The 22,048-nt window shown below is 68.1% G+C and carries 19 protein-coding genes; 17 read left to right on the plus strand and 2 right to left on the minus strand.

The window, feature by feature from the left end; translation table 11 throughout:
* Nucleotides 1-32: 32 nt before the first annotated feature.
* The 3 genes from GD1_RS13550 to GD1_RS13560 are packed head-to-tail and all read left to right on the plus strand — an operon-like array spanning nt 33 to nt 3,948.
* Nucleotides 33-1,130 carry a hypothetical protein gene (locus GD1_RS13550; RefSeq protein WP_174519056.1) on the plus strand — a complete coding sequence of 366 codons (1,098 nt, stop codon included), beginning with the start codon at nt 33-35 and terminating at the stop codon, nt 1,128-1,130.
* Complete coding sequence (locus GD1_RS13555) at nt 1,127-2,023, plus strand: DMT family transporter (protein ID WP_059037532.1); 897 nt, start codon at nt 1,127-1,129, stop codon at nt 2,021-2,023. Before GD1_RS13550 ends, GD1_RS13555 begins: the two co-directional genes overlap by 4 nt.
* Nucleotides 2,020-3,948, plus strand: coding sequence for an aromatic acid exporter family protein (locus GD1_RS13560; protein WP_059037533.1), 1,929 nt, complete (start codon nt 2,020-2,022; stop codon nt 3,946-3,948). The genes GD1_RS13555 and GD1_RS13560 overlap by 4 nt, the downstream gene beginning before the upstream one ends.
* A 128-nt stretch (nt 3,949-4,076) precedes the next feature.
* On the opposite strand, the gene GD1_RS13565 is transcribed toward GD1_RS13560, so the two are convergent.
* A complete protein-coding gene (locus GD1_RS13565) occupies nt 4,077-5,087 on the minus strand; it encodes a YihY/virulence factor BrkB family protein (RefSeq protein WP_059037535.1) in 1,011 nt (336 codons plus the stop codon).
* A 248-nt stretch (nt 5,088-5,335) separates the two neighbouring features.
* On the opposite strand from GD1_RS13565, the gene GD1_RS13570 reads away from it, so the two are divergent.
* Nucleotides 5,336-7,036 (plus strand): AMP-binding protein, encoded by a 1,701-nt coding sequence (locus GD1_RS13570; protein ID WP_157079476.1) that lies wholly within the window; start codon nt 5,336-5,338, stop codon nt 7,034-7,036.
* Nucleotides 7,037-7,281: 245 nt separating this feature from the next.
* Entirely contained in the window at nt 7,282-7,893 is a 612-nt protein-coding gene (locus GD1_RS13575) for a TetR/AcrR family transcriptional regulator (protein WP_059037537.1), read from the plus strand.
* Here GD1_RS13575 and GD1_RS13580 read toward each other — a convergent pair.
* On the minus strand, nt 7,887-8,570 hold the full coding sequence (locus GD1_RS13580) for an SDR family NAD(P)-dependent oxidoreductase (RefSeq protein WP_059037539.1): 684 nt from the start codon (nt 8,568-8,570) through the stop codon (nt 7,887-7,889). The genes GD1_RS13575 and GD1_RS13580 overlap by 7 nt on opposite strands.
* A gap of 101 nt (nt 8,571-8,671) precedes the next feature.
* On the opposite strand from GD1_RS13580, the gene GD1_RS13585 reads away from it, so the two are divergent.
* From GD1_RS13585 to pcaC, 12 genes are all read left to right on the plus strand, one after another.
* A complete protein-coding gene (locus GD1_RS13585) occupies nt 8,672-9,607 on the plus strand; it encodes a LysR family transcriptional regulator (RefSeq protein WP_059037541.1) in 936 nt (311 codons plus the stop codon).
* 110 nt (nt 9,608-9,717) lie between these two features.
* Nucleotides 9,718-11,040: an MFS transporter gene (locus GD1_RS13590; RefSeq protein ID WP_059037544.1), complete on the plus strand. Its 1,323-nt coding sequence runs from the start codon at nt 9,718-9,720 to the stop codon at nt 11,038-11,040.
* A 183-nt stretch (nt 11,041-11,223) separates the two neighbouring features.
* A complete protein-coding gene (locus GD1_RS13595) occupies nt 11,224-12,114 on the plus strand; it encodes a shikimate dehydrogenase (RefSeq protein ID WP_059037546.1) in 891 nt (296 codons plus the stop codon).
* A gap of 12 nt (nt 12,115-12,126) precedes the next feature.
* Nucleotides 12,127-14,109 (plus strand): oxidoreductase, encoded by a 1,983-nt coding sequence (locus tag GD1_RS13600; RefSeq protein WP_059037548.1) that lies wholly within the window; start codon nt 12,127-12,129, stop codon nt 14,107-14,109.
* A complete protein-coding gene (locus tag GD1_RS13605) occupies nt 14,106-14,969 on the plus strand; it encodes an aldo/keto reductase (RefSeq protein WP_083534186.1) in 864 nt (287 codons plus the stop codon). Before GD1_RS13600 ends, GD1_RS13605 begins: the two co-directional genes overlap by 4 nt.
* Nucleotides 14,969-16,048 (plus strand): Gfo/Idh/MocA family protein, encoded by a 1,080-nt coding sequence (locus tag GD1_RS13610; protein WP_059037550.1) that lies wholly within the window; start codon nt 14,969-14,971, stop codon nt 16,046-16,048. The genes GD1_RS13605 and GD1_RS13610 overlap by 1 nt, the downstream gene beginning before the upstream one ends.
* Nucleotides 16,045-17,766, plus strand: a complete 1,722-nt coding sequence (locus tag GD1_RS13615; RefSeq protein WP_059037552.1) for an FAD-dependent oxidoreductase — start codon at nt 16,045-16,047, stop codon at nt 17,764-17,766. Before GD1_RS13610 ends, GD1_RS13615 begins: the two co-directional genes overlap by 4 nt.
* Nucleotides 17,763-18,587: a sugar phosphate isomerase/epimerase family protein gene (locus GD1_RS13620; protein WP_059037554.1), complete on the plus strand. Its 825-nt coding sequence runs from the start codon at nt 17,763-17,765 to the stop codon at nt 18,585-18,587. Before GD1_RS13615 ends, GD1_RS13620 begins: the two co-directional genes overlap by 4 nt.
* Nucleotides 18,588-18,865: 278 nt before the next feature.
* Complete coding sequence (gene pcaH, locus GD1_RS13625; RefSeq protein WP_020789953.1) at nt 18,866-19,705, plus strand: protocatechuate 3,4-dioxygenase subunit beta; 840 nt, start codon at nt 18,866-18,868, stop codon at nt 19,703-19,705.
* Nucleotides 19,702-20,256 carry a protocatechuate 3,4-dioxygenase subunit alpha gene (gene pcaG / locus GD1_RS13630; RefSeq protein WP_020789952.1) on the plus strand — a complete coding sequence of 185 codons (555 nt, stop codon included), beginning with the start codon at nt 19,702-19,704 and terminating at the stop codon, nt 20,254-20,256. Before pcaH ends, pcaG begins: the two co-directional genes overlap by 4 nt.
* A 13-nt stretch (nt 20,257-20,269) precedes the next feature.
* Complete coding sequence (locus tag GD1_RS13635; RefSeq protein WP_059037562.1) at nt 20,270-21,496, plus strand: lyase family protein; 1,227 nt, start codon at nt 20,270-20,272, stop codon at nt 21,494-21,496.
* A complete protein-coding gene (pcaC, locus tag GD1_RS13640; protein WP_020793244.1) occupies nt 21,493-21,870 on the plus strand; it encodes a 4-carboxymuconolactone decarboxylase in 378 nt (125 codons plus the stop codon). The genes GD1_RS13635 and pcaC overlap by 4 nt, the downstream gene beginning before the upstream one ends.
* Nucleotides 21,871-22,048 lie beyond the last annotated feature (178 nt).

Consider the following 22,048-nt stretch of genomic DNA (forward strand, 5'->3'; position numbering starts at 1 on the left):
ATGTCGGTTTTGCGTACTGAAAGGGATTCACGGTGCACACAGGCCCTGCCCCCGCACGGCGCACGCCGTCCTCCATCGCCCGCCGCGCCGGCGGCGGAGAATCCGTCGAGGCCCTGGTCATCATCGCGATCGTCACCATCCTGGTGACCCGTGCCTATCTCCAGGCCACCGGATATCCGCAGATCGGTGGCGGCACCCTGCACATCGCCCACGCCCTGTGGGGCGGAGCCGGCATGGTGATCGCACTGGTGGTCTCACTGTCGTTGCTGGGCACCGGACCACGCACCTTCTCGGTGGTCCTCGGCGGAATCGGATTCGGCCTGTTCCTCGACGAGGTCGGCAAGTTCGTCACCAAGACCAACGACTACTTCTACAGCCCGGCGGTGTCGATCATGTACGTCGTCGTGGTGGTGATCCTGGTGCTCAACCGCCTCCTGCTCGACGTCGCCGGGCAATCGGGTTCGGCCGCGCTTGCGGGCGCAGCGGGGATCGCCGCCGACGGCATGCTGAGCGGTCTCACCCCCACCCAACGCACCCGTGCCCAGAAGCTCCTGACCGCATCCCGGGACGGTGCACCGGCCGCCGATGTCGCCGGCATCGAGGCCATCATCGCCTCGTGCCCGGTCCGGCCACCGAGCCGTCGGGACCGGATCGCGCTGTGGCTGAAGGCCCATCCCTGGGTCGATCTCGGTGGGTCGCGCGCAACAGTGATCGCCACAGTCGTCCTGACACTGTTCTCGTTCGCCGGGGTGGTCAGCGCGCTCGTCACCATCTCCGACGATCTCGACGCCGGATCGCAGACCGGCATCACTCCCGTCGGGCAGCTACTCGGGTCCGCGGTCGCCGCAATCCTGTGCCTCGTCGCCTTGCTGCGCCTGCGGGACGGCACCGTCGCGCCCGTGCGACTGCTGCGAGCCGCGGCGTTGGTGACCATGCTCCTGACAGAGGTGTTCGACTTCGTCGAGGAAGAGTTCGGGGCGCTGATCAATGTGGGGATCGGCCTGCTGGCCCTCGCAGTGTTCACGTATCGGATTCGGCGCCTGCAGAATCCCGTCGTCACCGAGGATTCCGCGGCTTCGGAAGACCGGCCGGACACCCTTGCACCGCCGGTCGGCGAGGTGCGTGCATGACCGTCCTCGCGATAGCGTTGTCGCTGGTCGCCGCTTTCCTCTTCGCGATCGCATCGGTCCTCCAGGCCAAGGGCACACAGGGGATCTCCGACGACGAGTCCCTCGGCGCCGGGTTCTTCGTCACCCTGGCCAGACGCAAGACGTGGGTGGCCGGGCTCGTCGCCGACATCCTCGCCTTCATCGTGCAGGCCGCCGCGCTCGCCGTCGGCAGCCTCATGCTGGTCCAACCGCTGCTGGTGACCACCCTCTTGTTCGCCCTGCCCCTCGCCGCGATGACCGCCCGCCGCAGGCTGACCGGGCGTGAATGGTTCTGGGCCGGGGCCCTGTCGATCTCGCTCGTCGTGTTCATCGCGCTCGGCCAGCCGTCCGAGGGGATCGAGCATCCGCCGTTCAGTGCCTGGGGCGTCCCGCTGGCTGTCGTCATCCCGGTCGTCGCGGTATGCGTGATCGTCGGTTCCCGGCTGCCGCACGGCACCTGGCGCTCACTGACCCTCGCTGTTGCCGCCGGTGTGCTCCTCGGCATCTCGGCACCGCTCACCAAGACCGGGATCGCCGCATTCGACGACGGACTCCTCGCCGGTGCCCGCAGCTGGGAGTTCTGGGCGATGGCGGTCACCGCCACCCTCGGCACCCTGTGGCAGCAGTCGAGCTATCAGGCCGGTGACGTGCAGACCAGCCTGCCCACGGTCACCGTCCTCAAGCCGATCATCGCCATGGCCCTGGGATTGACGATCTATCAGGAGACGCTCGGTATCGACAGCACCGGCGAGATCCTCGTGATCATCGCGCTGTCGGTGATGATCCTCGCCACGATCATGCTCGGTCGGCTGTCGGCGCCCGAACCCGAAGCCACCGCACCGCAGCTCTCAACCGCTGTGGAGGCCACGCGATGACCACATCCATACCGAAGGAACCGGTGCCCGACACCTCGAAGAAGCCCGCTCCGGCACCGGCTCATGATGGTGGACCGGCCCTGTTCATCCTGACCCTGGTGGTCATGGTGGTCTCCCTCGGAGTGGGCTACTCCGTCGGCCTCGGCAAGGCTTCGGTACTCGGTGCCATGGTCGGATTGTTCTGTGTGATGGCGACATTCGGCGGCTCCCTGGGGTCGGACCTGCGCCGCCTGGCATGGCTCGCGCCGCTGACCGTCTTCGCGGCATGCGTTCCCCGCGCCCTGGGGAACTGGAACAGCTTCGCCGGCGTCCTCGTCCTGATCCTCGTCATCTTCGGGCTGTCGCTGTTCCCCGCGGTCATCCCCAAGTTCCGGCTCCTCGGACTCGGGGTCGGCTATGCGGCCGTCGCCGGCTATGGAATCGCGCTGCCCGCAGGAACATCCGAGCTCCACATCGTCATGGCCGTCCTGCTCGGACTCGCCATCGCAGTGGCCGTGCGCGTGCTCGCCGGCATCTCCGATCCCACCAAGCCGACCCGCGTGGCCGTGGCGACACCGTTGCGCACCAGCGATTTCACGACCGCCGACATCATCCGGAGCTGGATGGTCGACCGCCCGTCCACCTGGACGACGACGGTGCTCACCGAGTCGCTTCGGTTCCGCCGCGCGGTGGATCTGCTTCGCGCACAGGCCGCCCGGCCGACCACACAGACCCCCGAGAAGCTGGGGATCGCGGCGGCTCTGACCGCAGTGAACGCCGACGCCGCCGCTGTCGCCGATCTCGTCGAGACGCGCCACCCCGACGGTCATCCCCACACGAAACAGGATTCCGCCGACGATTCGTCCTCCCGGCCGGTTCTGACCGACAACCCGACGATTCCCGACGGCCCCCGGCTGACCGCTGCATCGCGAGCACTCGTCGCCACGGCCGAGGGGCATCTGGACACGATCCGGCAGGCGGCCACCAACCGGGATTCGACGCCGCTACCCCAGGTGAAGGAGCTCCGCTCGGCGTTCCTGCGTGCACGGGTCACCGCCGCCATCCGACCGGATTCACCTGAGCTGCACCAGGGTCTGGCCAAGGCGGTCGGCATTCTCGCGGCCTGGGGGACCGGCCTGCAGGTGGCACAGCCGTTCTTCGCCAACACCTTCTTCAACGCCGTGGTGTCCATGCTGCAGCCGACGTGGACCGAGACGTTGCGGCGCATCGGGTACCGGCTTCTCGGATGTGCGATCGCCATCGTGCTGGTGGTACTCGCCGCGGTGTGGCTACCCGAAGCGATGATGGCGCTGATCGCCGTCGTCGGGCTGTTCGCCCTGACCTGGTTCATGTTCTCGCACCCCATCGTGTCCAATGCGGGCGGTGTGGCGATGACCGTCGCCCTGACCGCAACCACGCGCCATCTGGATCCGCTCTCGACCCTGGCGCACGTCATCCTGATGCTGCTCGTCGCCGGGGTGATCGTGTTCCTCGTCAGCCTCCCGTCGGTCCTGCGATCACGACGCACCACCGTCCAGGACGCGCTCTCGAGCGCCAACGACAGGTTGCTGGAGCTGCTGTCGGAGATCGAGACCGACGACGAACCCGATGACTCGACGCGGTTCGGCATCTTCGTCCGGGCGACGGAGATCAGCGATCAGCTGCGGGGCAGCGGTGCGGCGATGGTGCCGGAGCAGCGGGCTCGCGTGGAATCGGCCGCCGACATCATTGACATGCTGACCCTGGTGACCGTGATCTACCGCGACCGCACGCCCACGGGCACCGCATTCCGCGACACCATCACCCGCACCCGCGAGATCCTCGGCGGGCCCACATCGCAGTCACGCGCGCTCGCCTACGACGATTCGACCGCCGACGGCGTGGACATCCGAATCGTCCGGTGTGCACGCGAATTGGTGCGGCTCCGGGCGACCGCCTACGAGTGATGCGGTGAGGCGGGGGAGTCGGATCGCACCGCCGAGAGGGAACCGCAAGGCAGAGCGGTTACCGCCGGAACAACACACGCGCAGGAGGAGAGCTCCCCGGGAGACCGCGGAGTGAGCCGGTCCGCCAGTCACCGGTGGTGGTGCTGTGCGACATGGTCGGTGGCCGGATCGGAATCCCCGGTTCCCGACTTGTCGAAGGTCACGTCGATCTCCTCGAATCCCTTGCTGCGCTGGGCTCGTGCCTGCGCGGTGTAGGCGGCCTCGTCGCCCGGGGTGAGTACCACGTTGTCGGTGAACGGGGTGAGCAGTGATCGTGGGTAGAGCTTGTCGACCCGCACCACATTGCACTCGAGACACACCACGACGAGCACCGCAGCGAGGTAGAGGAAGGCGAGGAGTCCGAGCACCATCGCGAACACCCCGTACGCGTCACTCGCCCTGGCGATGACGCGTAGCACGTAGACACTGCCGAAGGTCTGTAGCGCCTGCCACCCGAGTGCAGCCCCGAAGGCGCCGGGAAGGACATCCCGTGTGCTCACCGGACGGCTCGTGCCGATCCGGAAGGCGACGATGAAGATCCCGGTGTTGAGAACGACCGATCCCACGATGGTCAGTGCCGTGCTGGCCGATCCCAGATCCGACGCCGCGACGACACCGTTGAGCACGGTGAGACCGATGACCGCGACACCGACCGTCGACAGCAGTCCGGCTCCCCGGATGCGTACGCGAATCGGATTGGGCCTGTTGTTCCGCGGCACGGCCCACACGATGTTCATGGCGTTCTGCATGGCCACCGCCACACCGAGCGCACCGTAGACCGCACTCACCACACCGATGGTCACCGCCATCACGCTGCCGGTGATCTCGCCGGGTACCTCGAGTTGAGAACCGATGACCGGGATCTGCGCGAGCGCCGAGTCGACGATCCGCTGCTGGAGTTCGGGATCGTCGTGCAGCACGAAGCCCAGTATCGAGGCGAAGACCAGCAGCAGCGGGAACAGCGAGATGAACGCGTAGTAGGTGATGAGCGCCGCGAGGTAGCCGCCCTGATCGTCGAAGAACTTGTAGGCCACGGCCAACGGATACCCGGTCGCCGGATGGCGTCGCTGGAAGTCGTTGACGCGTTCGGAGAACGACACCCGCGCTCCTTCCCGTGAACCGCTCCACGCCACCTGCCGAGCTGACGATCGGTCGCTCGGTCCCTGAGTCTATCCGGAGCGGTTGTCCGTTTCCCGGCGGGCGGCGGTGGTGTGGCCTCGGCACCGACCAGGTGTGCGCCCTGGTCACCAGGGGCCGTGCCGGGAAACACCCTCACACCCACCGGGTTCTCGGGCCGCGGCGAGTAGGCTGGCTCGCGGCCGATCGATGTCGAGGAACCGGGGTCGCGATGATGCAGGACCGTCCATGGCTGGCTTCGTACGGACCGGGGGTTCCCGCCGACGTCAGCGTGCCAGACAAGCGGATCACCGATCTGCTGATCGAGGCAGTGGCGCGGGACGGCGATGTGATCGCCGTCGACTTCTTCGGCGCCACAACCAGTTACACCGAGCTGGCCGCCCTCGCCGGACGCGGCGCACATGCGTTGGGGAAGCTGGGCGTGCAACCGGGCGACGCCGTGTCACTGGTGCTGCCCAACAGCACCTCACATGTTGCGGCCTTCCACGCGGTGCTGGCGTGCGGTGCGACCGTCGTCGAACACAATCCGACCTACACCGTCGCCGAACTCCACGACCAGCTGGTGACGACCGGGTCGGTTGTCGTGCTGTGCTGGCGCAACCGGGTCCTCGACCTGCGCGAGGCCGCGATCGGAACCGCGGTGCGCGAGGTCATCTCGGTGGACGTCGCCGACGACCTGCCGTGGACCGCACGGCTGGCCTTGCGCCTTCCTGTGGCCGCGGCACGCACGAAGCGCCGGGCGTTGACCGGCGCCGACACCGGCGATGCCCACGACTGGCGACGCCTGGTTGCCGCGGCGCCGCCGCAACCGCTGTCGGCGGTCGGACAGTCGTCGGACACCGCACTGATCATGTTCACCGGCGGCACCACCGGATTCCCCAAGGCCGCCACCCTGACGCATCGCAATCTGGTCGCCAACGCAACCCAGGGGAGAGCGTGGGCGGGCTTCGGCACCGGCTCCGATGTGGTCTACGGGATGCTCCCGTTCTTCCACGCCTTCGGCATGATGTTCTGCCTCGTCCTGCCCCCACTGATCGGTGCCACCCTGGTGGCCTTCCCCAATTTCGATCCCGCCGCGGTCATCGCGGCGCAGCGCCGGCGCCCGGCGTCGTTCGTCCCGGGGGTGGCGCCCATGTTCGACCGGCTGCTCGACGCGGCCGGGGACACCGCACTCACCTCCATCCGAGTGGCCTTCAGCGGTGCCATGCCCCTGTCACCGGCTGTCGCCGAACGGTGGGAGCGCGCCACCGGGGGCCTGCTGATCGAGGGCTACGGCATGACCGAGTGTTCGCCGATCGCGCTGGGCAATCCCTGCTCGGAGCGACGCCGGCGTGGTGCCCTCGGGATCCCGTTCCCCAACACCGAGATCAAGGTGGTCGACGCCGAGGACCGCACCGTCGAGGTCACACCTGACGCCGACGGTGTGCGCCACGGTGAGCTGTGTGTGCGGGGTCCGCAGGTGTTCGCCGGCTACCTCGGTCAGCCCGAGGCGACGGCGGAGACCGTGGACGCCGAGGGCTGGTTGTACACCGGGGATGTCGTCGACGTCGATCGCGACGGGTTCGCGGTGCTCGTGGACCGGGTCAAGGAGCTGATCCTGGTCGGCGGATTCAATGTGTTCCCATCCGTGGTCGAAAGCCACCTCCGGCAGATGCCCGGGGTCGCCGACATCGCCGTCGTGGGCATTCCACGTGGCGACGGAACCGATGAGGAAGTCCTCGCGGCCATCGTGGTCGAGGAGAACACGCCGGCCCCGACGCTGGCGGAGATCCGGGAGTTCGGTTCGCAACGCCTTCCCGGTTACGCCATCCCGCGGCGCCTGGAGGTGCTCGACGACCTTCCGGTCAACATGATCGGCAAAACCCTGCGACGAAGCGTGCGGGCGACCTACCTCGAGCGCCACCGGGCATGACCGGCCGGCCGGCCGGCCGAGATCGCCCCTGCCGCATCCCTTGTCGCCGACAGGGCACCCACACCCGGCGTCTGGTAGCCGCTGATCGAATGGGCATCCGTCCCGGCCGGGGCTGCCGTCGAGCCCTCGGTCGAGACCATGCCCGCGTGGTGGGCGACCGCCTACGAGTAGGCGGGCCCACCGGCGGGGTCACCGTCAGCGCGGTGACATGGTGGAGATAGATTGCACCGCTGAGAGGGGGCCGCATGGCAGAGCGGTTGACGCCGGAAGAACGCAAGCGCAGGATCGTCGCCGCCACCCGATCGATGATCGAGGAGTCCGGTCCCGCCGATGTCACCTTGCGGTCGGTGGCCCGACGCTGCGGGATGTCCGCGCCGGGCGTCAAACACCACTTCCCGTCGATGACCGATCTGTTCACCGCCGTCCTCGAGCAGTGGAACAACGACGAGGTGGCCGCGGTGGAACGCATCGTCGCCGAGTACGGCGACGATCTCACGTTGCCCGATCTGGCCGATTCGCTGGTTCGGCACTTCGCCGGGATGAAGGAGGTGACGAGCAACTTCGACCTGCTCGAGGCCTACGCGATGGCGCCGGACCATCCCGCCCACGAGGCCTATCAACAGTTCAGCATCCGTCCGCTGCCGATCACCTGGCACCTGGTGGTCCGCGACTACGAGAACCCCGAGGCGGTCCTACGGATGCTGAGTCTCGTCGTCGACGGACTGCGTTTCCGGTGGCTGCACGATCCGAAGAACGTGGACCACTGGGGCGACTGGATGGCCGTCCGGGACACCCTGTTCTCCAGCTTCACACCCAAGTCCGGGGATCCCCGGAACCGAGACCGGCCGGATCAGTAGGACGCACGTCCACCCGAGGCGTCGTACACCGCGCCGGTCGAGAAGCTGACCGCCGGGGAGGTCAGCCAGCAGATCAGTTCGGCGATCTCCTCCGGCCGGCCGATCCGGGCCATCGGGGTCAAGGACCGTGACCGCTCCAGGATCGCGGGATCGGTGTCGGAGTTCATCGGGCTCGCCACTGCGGCCGGGGCGACCGCGTTCACCAGCACCCCGGTGGTGGCCAGTTCCTTCCCGAGCGACTTGGTCAGTGCGATCACCGCCGCCTTCGACGCCGAATAGGAACTCTGGCAGGGATTTCCGTCTTTTGCGGCAATGCTCGCAAGATTGACGATCCGCCCCCACCCGTCATCACACATGGCCGGGGCGAAGGCGCGGCACATCAGGAAGGTGCCGTCGGCGTTCACCGCGAAGGTCCGCCGCCACGCGGCGAGGTCGGTGTCCACCAGCGCCGTCGACGGACCGACGATCCCGGCACTGTTCACCAGGATGTTCACCGCACCGACCCGTTCACGCAGTGCGGCAACGGATTCCGGATCACTGACATCCACCTGGACGTCGGCATCGGCGCTGATGTCCGCGGTGATCACCTCGATCCCGTCGGATCGCAATCGTGCTGCGGTCGCCGCCCCGATCCCGCTGATGCCGCCCGTCACGAGTGCCCGTCGAGTCATGTTCATGTGCCTTCCGTACCTGGTTCAAGATCAGATCGGATATAATCCGAGAAATCTAAGTGGCATTGCGACTATATGCGCACGCTCGGCGTCATCGAAAGGCGGACATGGAGATCCGATGGTTGCAGGCGTTCATCGCCGTTGCCGAAGAGCTGCATTTCGGGCGTGCGGCGACCAGGCTGCAGATGGCGCAATCACCCCTGAGTCAGACCATTCGCAAACTCGAACGCGACCTCGGCGTGGAACTGTTCGAACGCAACACCAGATCGGTGGCACTGACGGCGGCCGGGCGCGCATTCCTACCGCATGCCCGCGCGGTTCTCAGCGAGGTCGAGCGGGCCCGGCAGGCGACCAAGGAATCCGTCGGAGCCATCTACGGCCGGATCACCTTGGGGTTCACCGGCGTGCTGAACCATCTCTCCTTGCCGCCGCTGACCCGCGCGGTGCGCGACACCTACCCCGACATCGAACTGGACCTGGTCGGTCGGGTGATGACCCGGGACGCCGTGGAACAGCTCGACAGCGGTTCCCTCGACATCGCCTTCGTCGGCCTCCCGGTGGACGCCGCACACATCCGCACCCGCCTGATCGCATCGGAACCGTTCGGGATCGTCGTCCCCTCCGACCATCGCCTGGCCGACGCGGGGGTGGTCGACCTGGCGGACCTGGCCGACGAGGAGTTCGTCAGCACCCCCCGCACCTCCGGATCGGCGCTGCGGGAGAGCGCCGATCGCGCATGTCTCGACGCCGGGTTCCGCCCTCGGATCACACAGGAGATCACCGATCCCTACATGATCCTCATGCTGGTGGCGGCCGGCGTCGGCGTCGCGCTGATGACCGAGGGGATCGCCGACGTGATCCCGCCGGGGGCGACCTACATCCGCCTTCCCGGCGGGTCGGTGCGGATGGACCACGGGATCGCATGGTCGGCGAAGCCGGTACGGTCATCGGTGGCCCGCGACGCCGTGCTGGACCTGGCCGAGCAGATACTGCCCACCCCGCACGACGATGACGTCACCACCCGGTCGGCACCAACTGAGTAGGATTTCTACACAGTCCAAGACCAATTCAGTGTTGGACAGTCTTAGGTGGGCCGCCGCACACTGTCTTCACCGATGGGATTGCAGTCACATCCCCGGTGGAGGGAGATCCAATGGCGACCACATCGACGCCACCTCGAGCCACGGCGCCGCAGACCAAGCCCCAGGCCGGACGCGCCGCGCTGTCCGGATTCGTCGGCAGCACGCTCGAATACTATGACTTTTTCATCTACGGCTCGGCAGCGGCACTGGTCTTCGGCCACGTGTTCTTCCCGGGCGGAGCCACCTCGACGCTGCTGTCCATCGGCACGCTCGGCGTCGCCTACGTGGCCCGCCCGATGGGCGCCGTCCTGTTCGGACATCTCGGCGACAAACTCGGCCGACGCAACACCCTGATCATGTGCCTGGCGCTCATGGGCGCGTCCACATTCCTGATCGGCTGCCTGCCGACCTACGGTCAGATCGGCGCGTTTGCCCCGGTACTGCTGGTGATACTGCGTCTGCTGCAAGGCCTTTCGGCCGGCGGCGAGTCGCCCGGATCGGCATCACTGTCGGTGGAGCACGCACCGGACAACCGCCGGTCGTTCTTCGCCAGCTTCACCATGAGCGGCATCATGTTCGGCATCGTGCTCTCGAGCCTGGTGTTCATCCCGGTGGCGTCGCTGCCCGACGAGCATCTGTACACCTGGGGATGGCGAATCCCGTTCTGGGTCAGCATCGTGATGACCGGCGTCGCGTTCTGGGTTCGCCGACGCCTCGACGAGCCCGAGGTGTTCACCGAGAGCAAGCTGGCCAACGAGACCGACGGGGTACCGATCGTCGTACTGATGCGCGAACACTGGGCCGCCGTCGTCCGGATCATGTTCAGTTCCACGTTCGCCATGATGAACACGATCATCAACGTCTTCGCCCTGGCCTACGCCACCGAACACAACGGTTTCGATCGCACCACGATGCTGCTGTCGATCGCCGCCGCCAACATGGGCGCGGTGATCACCCAGCCCCTCTACGGCCTCCTGGCCGACCGCATCGGCCGTAAACCGGTGTTCATCACCGGCGTACTCGGTTGTGGCGTCATGGTTTTCGTGTACTTCTCGGCCATCGGGTCCGGCAGCGCACCGCTGGTCTTCCTCAGCGGCACCATTCTGCTCGGTATCTTCTATGCCGCACCCAACGGCACGTACATGGCGGCGTTCCCCGAACAGTTCCCCGCGTCGGTGCGCTTCAGCGGCATGGCGATCGGCCTGATGCTGGGCCTGCTCGTCGCGGGTTTCACCCCGGCCGTCGCCCAGGCGATGACCTCCGGCGACACCAGCAACTGGATGCCCGTGGCATGGATGTGCATGGGATTCGCGGTCTTGGCCGCCGTCGCGTTCGCCACCGGTCCCGAGACCTACCGGACACCGACCGCAGAACTCGGTCAGCGCAAGCGGTGACCGGTCCCGCGTTCAGCTCGCTGCCGGTTCACACCCCGCCCACATACACCCGGCCTGCACCCACAGCCTGCACCCACCCAGCCCATACACCGCCAGCCCCGAGCCCGCCCGCCAAAGCCCGCAACCCCGAGCCTGCCCGTTCCCAGGTACACCGAACACCCGCACCAGCCCACGGAGGACACCATGAGCGGTCCGCAGCACCGCATCGGACTGATCGGTTCCGACATCTCCGGTTCTCTCTCGCCACTGCTCCACGAGACCGAGGCGCGAGAACTGGGGATGCGCGACCACAGCTACGAGACGATCGACATCGCCGCACGCCATCTCGCCGCGGATGCAGCCGCCGTTCTGGTGAGAACCGCTGTCGCCGAGGGCTTCACCGGTTTCAACGTGACCCATCCGTGTAAGCAGACGGTGATGTCGGGCCTCGACGAGGTCGACGAGCATGCCGCCACCATCGGTGCGGTCAACACGGTCACCGTCCGCGACGGGCGACTGACCGGACACAACACCGACGAATCCGGGTTCCGCGCAGCACTGGACATGGTTCTGTCCGGTGACGAGCTGGGCAGGGTGGTGATGTTCGGTGCCGGCGGGGCCGGGTCGGCCGTCGCCCACGCCCTGATCAACGCCGGTGTTCGCGGGCTGACCATCGTCGACGTCGACTCGGCTCGGGCCGCCTCGCTGGCCGGCCGGATCAACGCCTCGGGAACCGTCGCCGTCGGAGCCACGATGGGGGAGGCCGCCGGCCACGTCCGCCACGCCGACGGGGTGGTCAACGCCACGCCGATCGGGATGGACGGGCATCCCGGAACGCCGTTCGACGTCACGCTGCTCACCGGCCGCCAGTGGGTCGCCGACATCGTCTACCGGCCGGCCGTCACCGAATTGCTCTCGGCAGCCCGGGATCTGGGGTGTCGCACGGTCGACGGGGCACAGATGCTGGTGGAGCAGGCCGCCGACAGCTTCGCCCTGCTCACCGGCGTCCAACCCGACCGATCCCGCATGCGCCGACATCTCGCACAGACGCTTGCCGGCCGCACTCGCGCCCAGCCCGCCGGCATGCACTCGTGACCAGGAGGCACGATGACCATCACTGACACCCAGTCCAACCCGCACACCCGGTCCGACCCGAGCATCCCGACCTTCGCCACACCCCTGACCATCGGTGCCGCCGTCCTGCGCAACAGGTTCGTCTCGGCACCCATGGAGCGCAACTACGGCACCGCCGACGGCCTGCTGACGCGCGAGTACATCGACTACATCGTGCGTCGCGCACGAGGCGGAGCGGCACTGATCTTCACCGAGGCCTCGTATGTGCGGGCCGACGGCAAGGGCCGGATCCGGCAGCTCGGCGTCGACACCGACGAGTGCATCCCCGGGCTGACCACCCTCGCGCACGAGGTGCACGAGCACGGTGCGCTGCTCGGCGTCGAGCTCAACCACGGTGGCCGTACCGCACAGGGTTCGGTCAGCGGGTTCGTCCCGGTCGCGCCGTCGCCGATTCCCTGCGAGGTGGTCGGCGGCCAGATGCCCGAGCAACTCGACGCCGACGACATCGAGCACATCATCGAGTGTTTCGCCGACGCCGCCGAACGGTGCCACACGGCCGGTGTGGACGTCATCTCGTTGCACGGCGGGCACGGCTACCTCATCCACCAGTTCCTGTCACCGGCCTACAACCATCGCAGCGACGAGTGGGCCGAACCCACACTGTTCGTCAACCGGGTGATCGGCGCGGTCCGCGACCGTCTCCCGGATATGACTCTGGGCCTGCGGTTCTCGGCCTTCGAGGGCAGCGCCGGAGGCCTCACCGCCGAGCAGACGCGCGAGCGGATGGCCGACGTGGCGACCGACAAGCTCGACTTCCTCGACGTCTCGGCGGGCAACTACGAAGCGGGCCAGTGGATCATCCAGCCCGGAGAGTGGGAGCGCGGCCTGCTGCGCGGCCACGCCGATCCGTACGCCCGCGAATTCGACATCCCGGTCGGAGTCGCCGGACGGATCAGCTCACCGGAGACGGCCGAGGCGATCCTCACGTCCGGAAAGGCCGACTTCCTCAGTATGGCCCGCACCCTGCACGCCGATCCCGACTTCCCCAACCGGGCCATCGCCGGCGAGCGGTACCGCCCGTGCATCGCCTGCAACTTCTGCATCGACTCGTTGGCCGCGGGGCCGATCCCGTGCACGGTGAACCCGTGGGTGGGACGAGAGGCGGCCGAACCCGAACCGTCGGTCCGGCCGATCCGTGTGGCCGTGGTCGGCGGTGGGATGGCCGGCCTCGGTGCGGCACGCGAGCTGGCCCGACTCGGCCACCACGTCGACATGTACGAGCAGCGCGAGTACCTCGGTGGCGACTTCGCGCTCGCCGCACGGCTGCGCGAGTACCCGGAGTACCGCCGGATCATCGACTGGTACCTGGCCGAGATCGGGGTGCTCGACATCTCGTGTCACACCGGTGTTCGGGTCGATGCCACCACCTTCGGGGTCTCGCGTCCGGACGCGATCGTGCTGGCCACCGGCGCCGACGGCCACGCCCCGGATCTCGACGTCGCCGACCGCACGGTGCGCGATGTGCGCGACTTCCTGCGCAGTGGCGATCGGGCTCCCGCGGCGGTCACGATCTATGGCGCAGACCGTGAGGCCGCGGCGGTCGCCGACGACCTCCTCGCCCACGGCACCCGCGTGGTGATGATCGGTCCGCAGGAGACCATCGCCCACGACGTCGGCCGCCGGGCCAAGATCGTGCTGCTTCCCCGTCTCGCCGCCGATCCGAATCTCACCGCACACCTCGGCGCCCGGGTCACCTCGGTGCGCGAGGGCAAGGTCCAGATCACCGACGCCGACGGGCAACGGTGGGTCGACGCACCGGGTGAACTGCTGGTGTCGCAGGGGATCGAACCCTCGAGTGAACTCCTCGTCCAGCTCCGTTCGGTGTCGCCACCGCTCGGAGTGCACGCGATCGGCGACGCCGGGCGGGACGGCGGATCGGTGCAGGCCGCACTGGTCACCGCCGTCGACATCGCCCGTGAGATCGACTTCCGAGCCGGAGAGGCGGCCAGCGCATGACCACAGAAACAGAATCAGCGGATCCGACATCCCGGCCCGGACGATCGCCGGGCACCGACCTGCGCGCATCCATTCCGTCCATCGGGCTGGGGACGTGGCCACTGGTGGGTGACGACGCCGAGAACGCCGTGCGACGCGCGATCGACATCGGCTACCGCCACATCGACACCGCCACGGTCTACGGCAACGAGGACGCCGTCGGCCGGGCCGTGGTGGGCACCGACGTACCGCGTGACGAGTTGTTCGTCACCTCGAAACTCCATGGTCCCGAACATATCTCGGGTGACATCCACGGTGCGGTGGAACGCAGCCTGGACCGGATGGGACTCGACTACCTGGACATGTACCTCATCCACTGGCCATTGCCGCGGTTCGATCGGTACGTCGAGGCCTTCGACGGCCTGCTGCAGTGCCGCGAGGCCGGACTGATCCGGCACGCCGGGGTGTCGAACTTCCTCGGCAAGCATCTGCGCCGGGTGGCCGAATCGGTGGGCGAGGCACCGGAACTCGATCAGATCCAGATGGATCCGACGCTGTGCCGCATCCCGGTCCGTCAGGTCGCCGACGAACTCGGCGTCGCGGTCTCGGCGTGGAGTCCACTGGGCCGCGGCGATGCCCTCGATCATCCGGTGGTCGTCGAGATCGCCGCCGAGCGCGGATACACACCGGCGCAGATCATCCTGGCGTGGCACCTGGGTCAGGGCGTCATCCCGGTGGCGCGATCGGCCAGCCCTACCCGCCAGGCGGAGAACCTGGCGGCCGGCCAGATCGAGTTGAGTGCCGCCGAGATCGCCCGCCTCGACCGACTGGACCGTGGCGAGAGCGCGGCCCGCGACGTCGAGACCGAGGAGCACATCTGATGACGCTGCGTATCGCCATCATCGGTTGCGGCAAGGTCGCCGGAAGCCACGCCCGTGCCTTGCGTCAGGTGGATGGGGTCGAGCTGATCGCCTGCTGCGACACCCAGATCGATCGCGCGCAGCGGTTCGCCGCCGACCACGGCATCCCCGAGGCCAGGGACAGCATCGACGCGGTGCTGGCGCTGCGGCCCGATGCCATCACGGTGTGTACGCCGCACCCGGCGCACGAGTCCGCGGTGGTCGCCGCCGCCGAGGCCGGTGTCCACGTGCTGTGCGAGAAGCCCATCGCCGTCGACCTCGCCGCGGCCGACCGGATGATCGCCGCCACCGAACGGGCCGGGGTGATCTTCGGCGTCGTCTTCCAGCGTCGGTTGTGGCCTGCCGCACAACGGATTCGGGCCGCCATCGACGACGGCAGGATCGGCACCCCCATCCTCGGTGAGGTGTCGGTGCTGTTGCACCGTCCCACCGGGTACTACGCATCCGACCCGTGGCGGGGCCGCTGGGACACCGATGGCGGGGGAGTGCTGATGACCCAGGCCATCCATCAGATCGATCTTCTCCAATGGTTCTGTGGCACTCCCGTTTCGGTGACCGGGTTCATCCGGACCCACACGCACGGAGAACACATCGAGACCGAGGACAGCGCCTCGGCGGTCGTCGCCTTCGAGTCCGGTGCCACCGCCACCATCACCGCGACCACCGCGTTGTCGCACAACCTCGGCAACCGGGTCACCGTCGTCGGCGCCGGCGGGGCGACCGGAAGTGTCCTGGAGTTCCCCGAGGGACACGAGGGCGTCACCGAACTGTGGACGGTCGAGGGAGAGGTGGAGTTCACCCCGGTGTTCCGCCCCGATGTCCCGGCCCACCAGGACATCGCCGACATCAACAGTCGGCTCACGCCATTTCACATATTGCAGATCCAGGACTTCGTCGACGCGGTCCGCGAGGGCCGCAGGCCGATGGTGACCGGAGCCGATGCCCGCACCTCGCTGGCCATCGTCACCGCGATCTACGAGTCCGCACGAACGGGCCGGCCAGTGGAGCCGGCCCGACAGGAAAGGGGAGTGCTCTCGTGACCGAGGAGCTCACCGGCAGAGAAGAATTCGACGTCGTCGTGATCGGCTCAGGGGCCGGCGGACTGTCGGCGGCGGTGGCCGCGGCACACGAGGGTGCACGCGTCCTCGTCGTCGAGAAGTCGCCCGTGTGCGGCGGTGCCACCGCCTGGTCGGGCGGCTGGATGTGGACCCCGCGTCATCGGTTCGCCCGGGCCGCCGGTGTGCACGAGGACGTCGAGGCACCCAAGTCCTACCTGCGCGCCCGGCTGGGCGACAACTTCGACGAGCCGAAGGTCGACGCCTACCTGGCCGGGGCACCGCAGATGGTGGACTTCTTCGAGGAGAAGACCGCCCTGCAGTTCACCCCGGGGGCCGGGGTCGCCGACATCCACGGAAGCAGCCCCGGTGCCGCCGACGGCCATCGTCAGGTCGGCCCCACGCCGGTGCGCCTGACCGAACTCGGGCCGGAGGTGGCCGAGGTCCTGCGCCGTCAGATGTTCGAGACGTCGTTCCTCGGCATGGGCATCATGGCCGGCCCCGACCTGCAGGCATTCCTGCACTCCACGCGGTCGGTGCGGGCCTTCACCCACTGCGCCCGCCGGGTGACCCGGCACATGCTCGACCTCGCGGTGTACCGCCGAGGCCAGAGTCTGGTCAACGGCACCGCGCTGGTGGGTCGCCTCCTGCGGTCGGCATTCGACGCCGGGGTGCAGATCAGGGTCGGCACGGCCGCGACCTCCTTGCTCACCGAGGACGGGCGGGTCACCGGCGTGCGTCTGGCCGGTCCGGGCGACAGCTACACCGTGGCGGCGCGACGCGGCGTCGTCCTGGCCACCGGCGGCTTCAGCCACGACGTCGACCTGCGCCGCGAGACCTTCGCCCGCACGCCGACCGGGCGTGAGCACTGGACGCTCCCACCTGCCGGGACCACGACCGGCGACGGTCTGCGTCTGGCCACCACGGTCGGCGGCCGGCTGGACGACTCGACCGCCTCGGCAGCGGCCTACTGCCCGGTGTCGCGGGTCCGTTATGTCACCGGACGGACCGGGGTGTTCCCGCACATCCTCGACCGCGGCAAGCCCGGCGTCATCGGCGTGGTCCGCAACGGTAGCCGATTTGTCAACGAGGCCAACGGTTATCACGACTACACGCTCGGCATGCTCGATGCGGTCGCCGAGGGCGACGAGGTGTGCTCGTGGCTGATCGCCGACGCCGCATACCTGCGCCGCTATCCGCTGGGCATCGCCAAACCGTTCCCGGTACCGCGGTTGAACCACCGGCTGTCGGGGTATCTCGTGAAGGGACGCACGCTCGCCGATCTCGCACGGCGCTGCGGGATCGATCCCCACGGCCTGGAGAAGACGGTGTCGATGTTCAACGAGGGTGCACGCCGGGGCGAGGACCCCGACTTCGGTCGAGGCACGTCGGTGTTCAACCGGGCATCCGGCGACCCCGATAATCCGTGGCCCAATCCCACCCTGGCGCCGATCGAGAAGGGACCGTTCTACGCGGTCAAGGTGGTGCCGGGAAGCTTCGGCACGTTCGCCGGTGTGGCCACCGACGAGCGTTCGCGGGTGCTCGATGCCGACGACGCACCCATCGACGGCCTGTACGCGGTCGGCGTCGACCAGGCCAGCGTCATGGGCGGCCACTATCCATCCGGTGGCATCAACATCGGGCCCGCCATGACCTTCGGCTACCTCACCGGAATCGAACTGGGACGGGCGGTGACCCGATGAGCGTCTCGTGGGGTCTGGCCGCGCTGACGGTTCTCGACGTCGAACCCTGTGACCACATCGGTCTGGCCGAGCGACACGGGTTCGACACACTCGGTCTGCGGCTGCTGCCCGCGGCGCCCGGCACCACCGCATATCCACTGCACACCGAGCCGGCTGCGCTGCGAAAGGTACTGGCCCGTCTGACGGACTCGCCCGTGGAGGTCTTCGATGTGGAGATCGTCCGTCTTGCAGAGGATTTCGCTGTCGAGAACTTCCGTCCGATGCTCGACACCGCAGCCCAGCTGGGCGCCCGGGCGGTCCTGGTGGCCGGCGACGACCCCGACCTGACCCGGCTTGCGGACTCGTATGCCGCACTGGCCGATCTGTGCGGCGGATACGGCATCGCGGCGAGCCTCGAGTTCATGCCGTGGACCGCGGTTCCCGACGCCGCCACCGCGCTGTCCATCGTGCGTCAGGCGGACGGGCCGGCACGATCGGTCCTGGTCGACACGTTGCACGCGGGTCGTTCGGCGACCACCCTCGACGATCTGAGGGGCATTCCGCACGAGTGGATTCACTACGCCCAACTGTGCGATGGGTCGGTGCCGACACCGTCCACCGACGCCGAGCTGATCCGCCAGGCACGAGAGGAGCGACTCGTACCGGGCGACGGCGGCCTCGACCTCTCCGGCATGCTGGGCGCCCTCCCGCCGGACACACCGATCAGCGTCGAATTGCCCAACGAACTGCAGCGGCAGGCGATGGGCACCGGGGCATGGCTCGATCGTCTGCTCGCGGCGTCGAAGTCGGTGGTGCAGAGCCGGGTGAACCCCGCGGTCTGAGATCGTCCTGCGCCCGCCCTGGCCAACCGCCACGGCGGGCGCAGTGCTGTGCTCGGGCAGTGCGCTCAACAACGATCCCAACTTTCACTGAGTGGAAGTCCGACATCGACTCCCCGATGTGACGCCGCTTACGATCGACCCACCGCAGAACATCGTGGGACACCGGCAGCGCAGAACGATCCGCCGGCATCACGCCCACACAACGGCACGGACCCAGCCCACTTCCCGGTCCGCGCCGGTCCCCAGACCGCATCACTTTCACAGAAGGGTTTCCCAGGATGGCCACACCACTGATCTCCGACGCCGCCGGGCAGTCGGCATCCGTCGCGGACGAGACCCCGGTGTCGTCGGACGCCGCGGCAGGCAGTCAACGCCAGATCTCCGAGGAGATCGCCCGGATCGGGCACGACTACGCCTCCGCACAGTCCGCCGGAGCAGCACCGGAAACCGCTCCGCGCCTGAACTTCCCGCCGTATCGGTCGAGTCTCCTCCGGCATCCGACCAAGAACTTCCATCATTCCGACCCCGAGGGCATCGAACTCTGGTCTCCGGCATTCGGCCACCGTGACGTCGACCCGCTCGAGGCCGATCTCACCATCCAGCACGGTGGCGATCCCGTCGGCGAGCGCCTCGTCGTGACCGGACGGGTCCTCGACGGTTCCGGCCGCCCGGTCCGCAACCAGCTCGTCGAGGTGTGGCAGGCCAACGCGGCCGGCCGCTACATCCACAAGCGTGACCAGCATCCGGCGCCGATCGATCCCAACTTCACCGGTGTCGGCCGCTGCCTCACCGACGACGACGGCTGGTACCGGTTCACCACCATCAAGCCGGGTCCGTACCCGTGGAAGAACCATCACAACGCGTGGCGACCCGCCCACATCCACTTCTCGGTGTTCGGAACCGCGTTCACACAGCGCCTGGTCACCCAGATGTACTTCCCCGGCGATCCGCTGTTCGCCTTCGATCCGATCTATCAGGCCATCGTCGACCAGCAGGCACGTGACCGTCTCGTCGCGTCCTACGATCATGACCTGACCCAGCACGAATGGTGCACCGGCTACCGCTGGGACATCGTGCTCACCGGCGATGCCTCGACCCCCATGGAGGAGGACCAGTGACCCTCGCACCCACCCCCGGCCAGACCGTCGGCCCGTTCTTCCACTACGCACTACCGTTCTCGAGTGGCGCCGAACTCGTCCCGTCCGGACACCCTGACCGAATCCGTCTGCACGGCACCATCTTCGACGGTGCGGGCAACCCGGTCCCGGATGCTCTCGTCGAGATCTGGCAGCCGGACGGCGACGGCATCGTGTCCCGTGACCCCGGATCCCTGCGGCGAGACGGCTTCACCTTCACCGGATTCGGTCGCGTACAGACCGATCGGGTCGGTCACTACAGCTTCTCGACGGTGGCACCCGGCCCGATGTCCGATGGTGCCGCACCATTCTTCTCGGTCTGCGTCTTCGCCCGCGGTCTCCTCGATCGCCTCTTCACCCGCGCCTATCTGCCCGACGGCGTCCGTGCCCTCGCATCCGACACGGTGCTCGGCTCGGTCCCCGACGACCGGCGTGCCACCCTGATCGCGACCAAGGACCGCGACGGCTACCGGTTCGACATCCACCTGCAGGGCGAGGCCGAGACGGTCTTCCTCGACCACAGTGGCCGATGATGCCGGCACTGCGATGACCGATCTGCTGTGGCCGGGCGACCATCATGCCGGTGATGTCTTCACCGACGCCGCCGTCGCCGATGCGATGATCCGGGTGGAGGCGGCCTGGTCGACGGCGTTGACCGAGGCCGGGGTTGCACCGGCGGATGCGCTGGTGGATCCGGCCGCACTTCGTGCACTGATCGGCGACGGGGATCTCGACCGGATCGCGATCGAGGCCGAATCGGGCGGCAACCCGGTCATCCCGCTGGTCAAGCTCCTGCGATCCGGACTGGGGGAGTCGGCGACGGCACAATGGCTGCATCGCGGTCTGACGAGTCAGGACGTGGTGGACACCGCATTGATGTGCTGTTCGGCCACCGCATTCGCGGAGATCGGTGGAGAGCTCACCGCCCAGATCCGGATCCTGGGTCGCTACGCCGACCGGTTTCGTGCCACGCCGATGGTGGCGCGGACGCTGACCCAGTACGCGGTCCCGATGACTTTCGGACTCAAGGCCGCCCAGTGGCTCAGCGGCGTGCTCGACGCATCCGAGCTGCTCGCCGGCGTCCGGTTCCCGCTGCAGATCGGCGGTGCCGCGGGCACGTCGGCAGCCCTGCTCGAGCTCGCCGGACCCGGCCGCGACCCGGCCCGTCTCTATCGGGCGGCGACGGAGGTCGCCGCCCGCGAACTCGGCCTGGAGGCGGTGCCGCCGTGGCATTCGGTACGGACGGCGATCTGCCGTGTCGGCGACGCGTCGGTCGCATGTACCGACGCGTGGGGACACATCGCCAACGACGTCCTCACCCTGTCGCGCCCGGAGATCGCCGAGGTCGGCGAGGGTGCCGGAGGGTCGTCGTCGACGATGCCACACAAGTCCAATCCCGTGCTGTCGGTGTTGATCCGTCGTGCGGCGCTCACCGGTCCGCCGCTCGCGTCCACCCTGCACCTCGCCGCCGCCGACGCCGTCGACGAGCGCACACCCGGAGCCTGGCATGCGGAGTGGGACACGCTTAGGCAGCTGGTGCGCCGCACGCTGGTCGCGGCTCGGCAGACCACCCGGTTGCTGGACAAACTGCAGATCCACGAGGATCGCATGGCGAGCCGTCTACAGGCGGCCGGACAGGCGGTGACCTCCGAGCAGAAGAGCATGGCCGGGATCGCCGGGCTTCCACCGGCTGCCGACTATCTCGGTGCCACACAACACTTGATCGACGCCCAGCTGGAGCGGGCACGGAAGGTCATAGGAGACCGATCATGAGCCGATACGACGACGGAATGGTGGTTCGACGCGAGGTCCTCGGTGACGCGCACGTCGACCGCGCGACGGCGGCGATCACCGACCACACCCGCGAGTTCCAGGAACTCATCACCGAGTACGCCTGGGGCAGTATCTGGACGCGGCCGGGTCTGGATCGTCGGAGCCGGTCCATGATCACCCTCACCGCGCTCATCGCGCGCGGTCACCACGAGGAACTCGGGATGCACGTCCGTGCCGCCCTGCGCAACGGGTTGACCCGCGAGGAGATCACCGAGGTGCTGTTGCAGTCGGCGATCTACTGCGGTGTGCCCGACGCCAACTCCGCGTTCCGTGTCGCGTCGCGCGTGTTCGCCGAGATCGACGCCGGCGACTGATCGGAGTGGTCACCGCCGAATGCGGGTGACGGAGATTTCGACACGGGTCCTCGCCTTTCCGGCTCGGTCCCGGCTCAATCAACCACTGGCCGTTGATGGTTGAGAAACGAGAAACCGAACGCCCGAGGTGGTCACCACCCCACGCGGCTCAAACAGCCACTGGCCGTTGATGGTTGAG

The sequence above is a fragment of the Gordonia desulfuricans NBRC 100010 genome, assembly GCF_001485495.1.
In the GTDB taxonomy this organism is placed as follows: Bacteria; Actinomycetota; Actinomycetes; order Mycobacteriales; family Mycobacteriaceae; genus Gordonia; species Gordonia desulfuricans.

What these genes read in the sequence shown, in the direction of transcription:
- GD1_RS13555 (WP_059037532.1), top strand. Translation starts at nt 1,127, where the DNA reads ATGACCGTCCTCGCGATAGCGTTGTCGCTGGTCGCCGCTTTCCTCTTC.
- GD1_RS13560 (WP_059037533.1), top strand. Translation starts at nt 2,020, where the DNA reads ATGACCACATCCATACCGAAGGAACCGGTGCCCGACACCTCGAAGAAG.
- GD1_RS13570 (WP_157079476.1), top strand. Translation starts at nt 5,336, where the DNA reads ATGATGCAGGACCGTCCATGGCTGGCTTCGTACGGACCGGGGGTTCCC.
- GD1_RS13575 (WP_059037537.1), top strand. Translation starts at nt 7,282, where the DNA reads ATGGCAGAGCGGTTGACGCCGGAAGAACGCAAGCGCAGGATCGTCGCC.
- GD1_RS13580 (WP_059037539.1), bottom strand. Translation starts at nt 8,570, where the DNA reads ATGAACATGACTCGACGGGCACTCGTGACGGGCGGCATCAGCGGGATC.
- GD1_RS13585 (WP_059037541.1), top strand. Translation starts at nt 8,672, where the DNA reads ATGGAGATCCGATGGTTGCAGGCGTTCATCGCCGTTGCCGAAGAGCTG.
- GD1_RS13590 (WP_059037544.1), top strand. Translation starts at nt 9,718, where the DNA reads ATGGCGACCACATCGACGCCACCTCGAGCCACGGCGCCGCAGACCAAG.
- GD1_RS13595 (WP_059037546.1), top strand. Translation starts at nt 11,224, where the DNA reads ATGAGCGGTCCGCAGCACCGCATCGGACTGATCGGTTCCGACATCTCC.
- GD1_RS13600 (WP_059037548.1), top strand. Translation starts at nt 12,127, where the DNA reads ATGACCATCACTGACACCCAGTCCAACCCGCACACCCGGTCCGACCCG.
- GD1_RS13605 (WP_083534186.1), top strand. Translation starts at nt 14,106, where the DNA reads ATGACCACAGAAACAGAATCAGCGGATCCGACATCCCGGCCCGGACGA.
- GD1_RS13610 (WP_059037550.1), top strand. Translation starts at nt 14,969, where the DNA reads ATGACGCTGCGTATCGCCATCATCGGTTGCGGCAAGGTCGCCGGAAGC.
- GD1_RS13620 (WP_059037554.1), top strand. Translation starts at nt 17,763, where the DNA reads ATGAGCGTCTCGTGGGGTCTGGCCGCGCTGACGGTTCTCGACGTCGAA.
- pcaH (WP_020789953.1), top strand. Translation starts at nt 18,866, where the DNA reads ATGGCCACACCACTGATCTCCGACGCCGCCGGGCAGTCGGCATCCGTC.
- GD1_RS13635 (WP_059037562.1), top strand. Translation starts at nt 20,270, where the DNA reads ATGACCGATCTGCTGTGGCCGGGCGACCATCATGCCGGTGATGTCTTC.
- pcaC (WP_020793244.1), top strand. Translation starts at nt 21,493, where the DNA reads ATGAGCCGATACGACGACGGAATGGTGGTTCGACGCGAGGTCCTCGGT.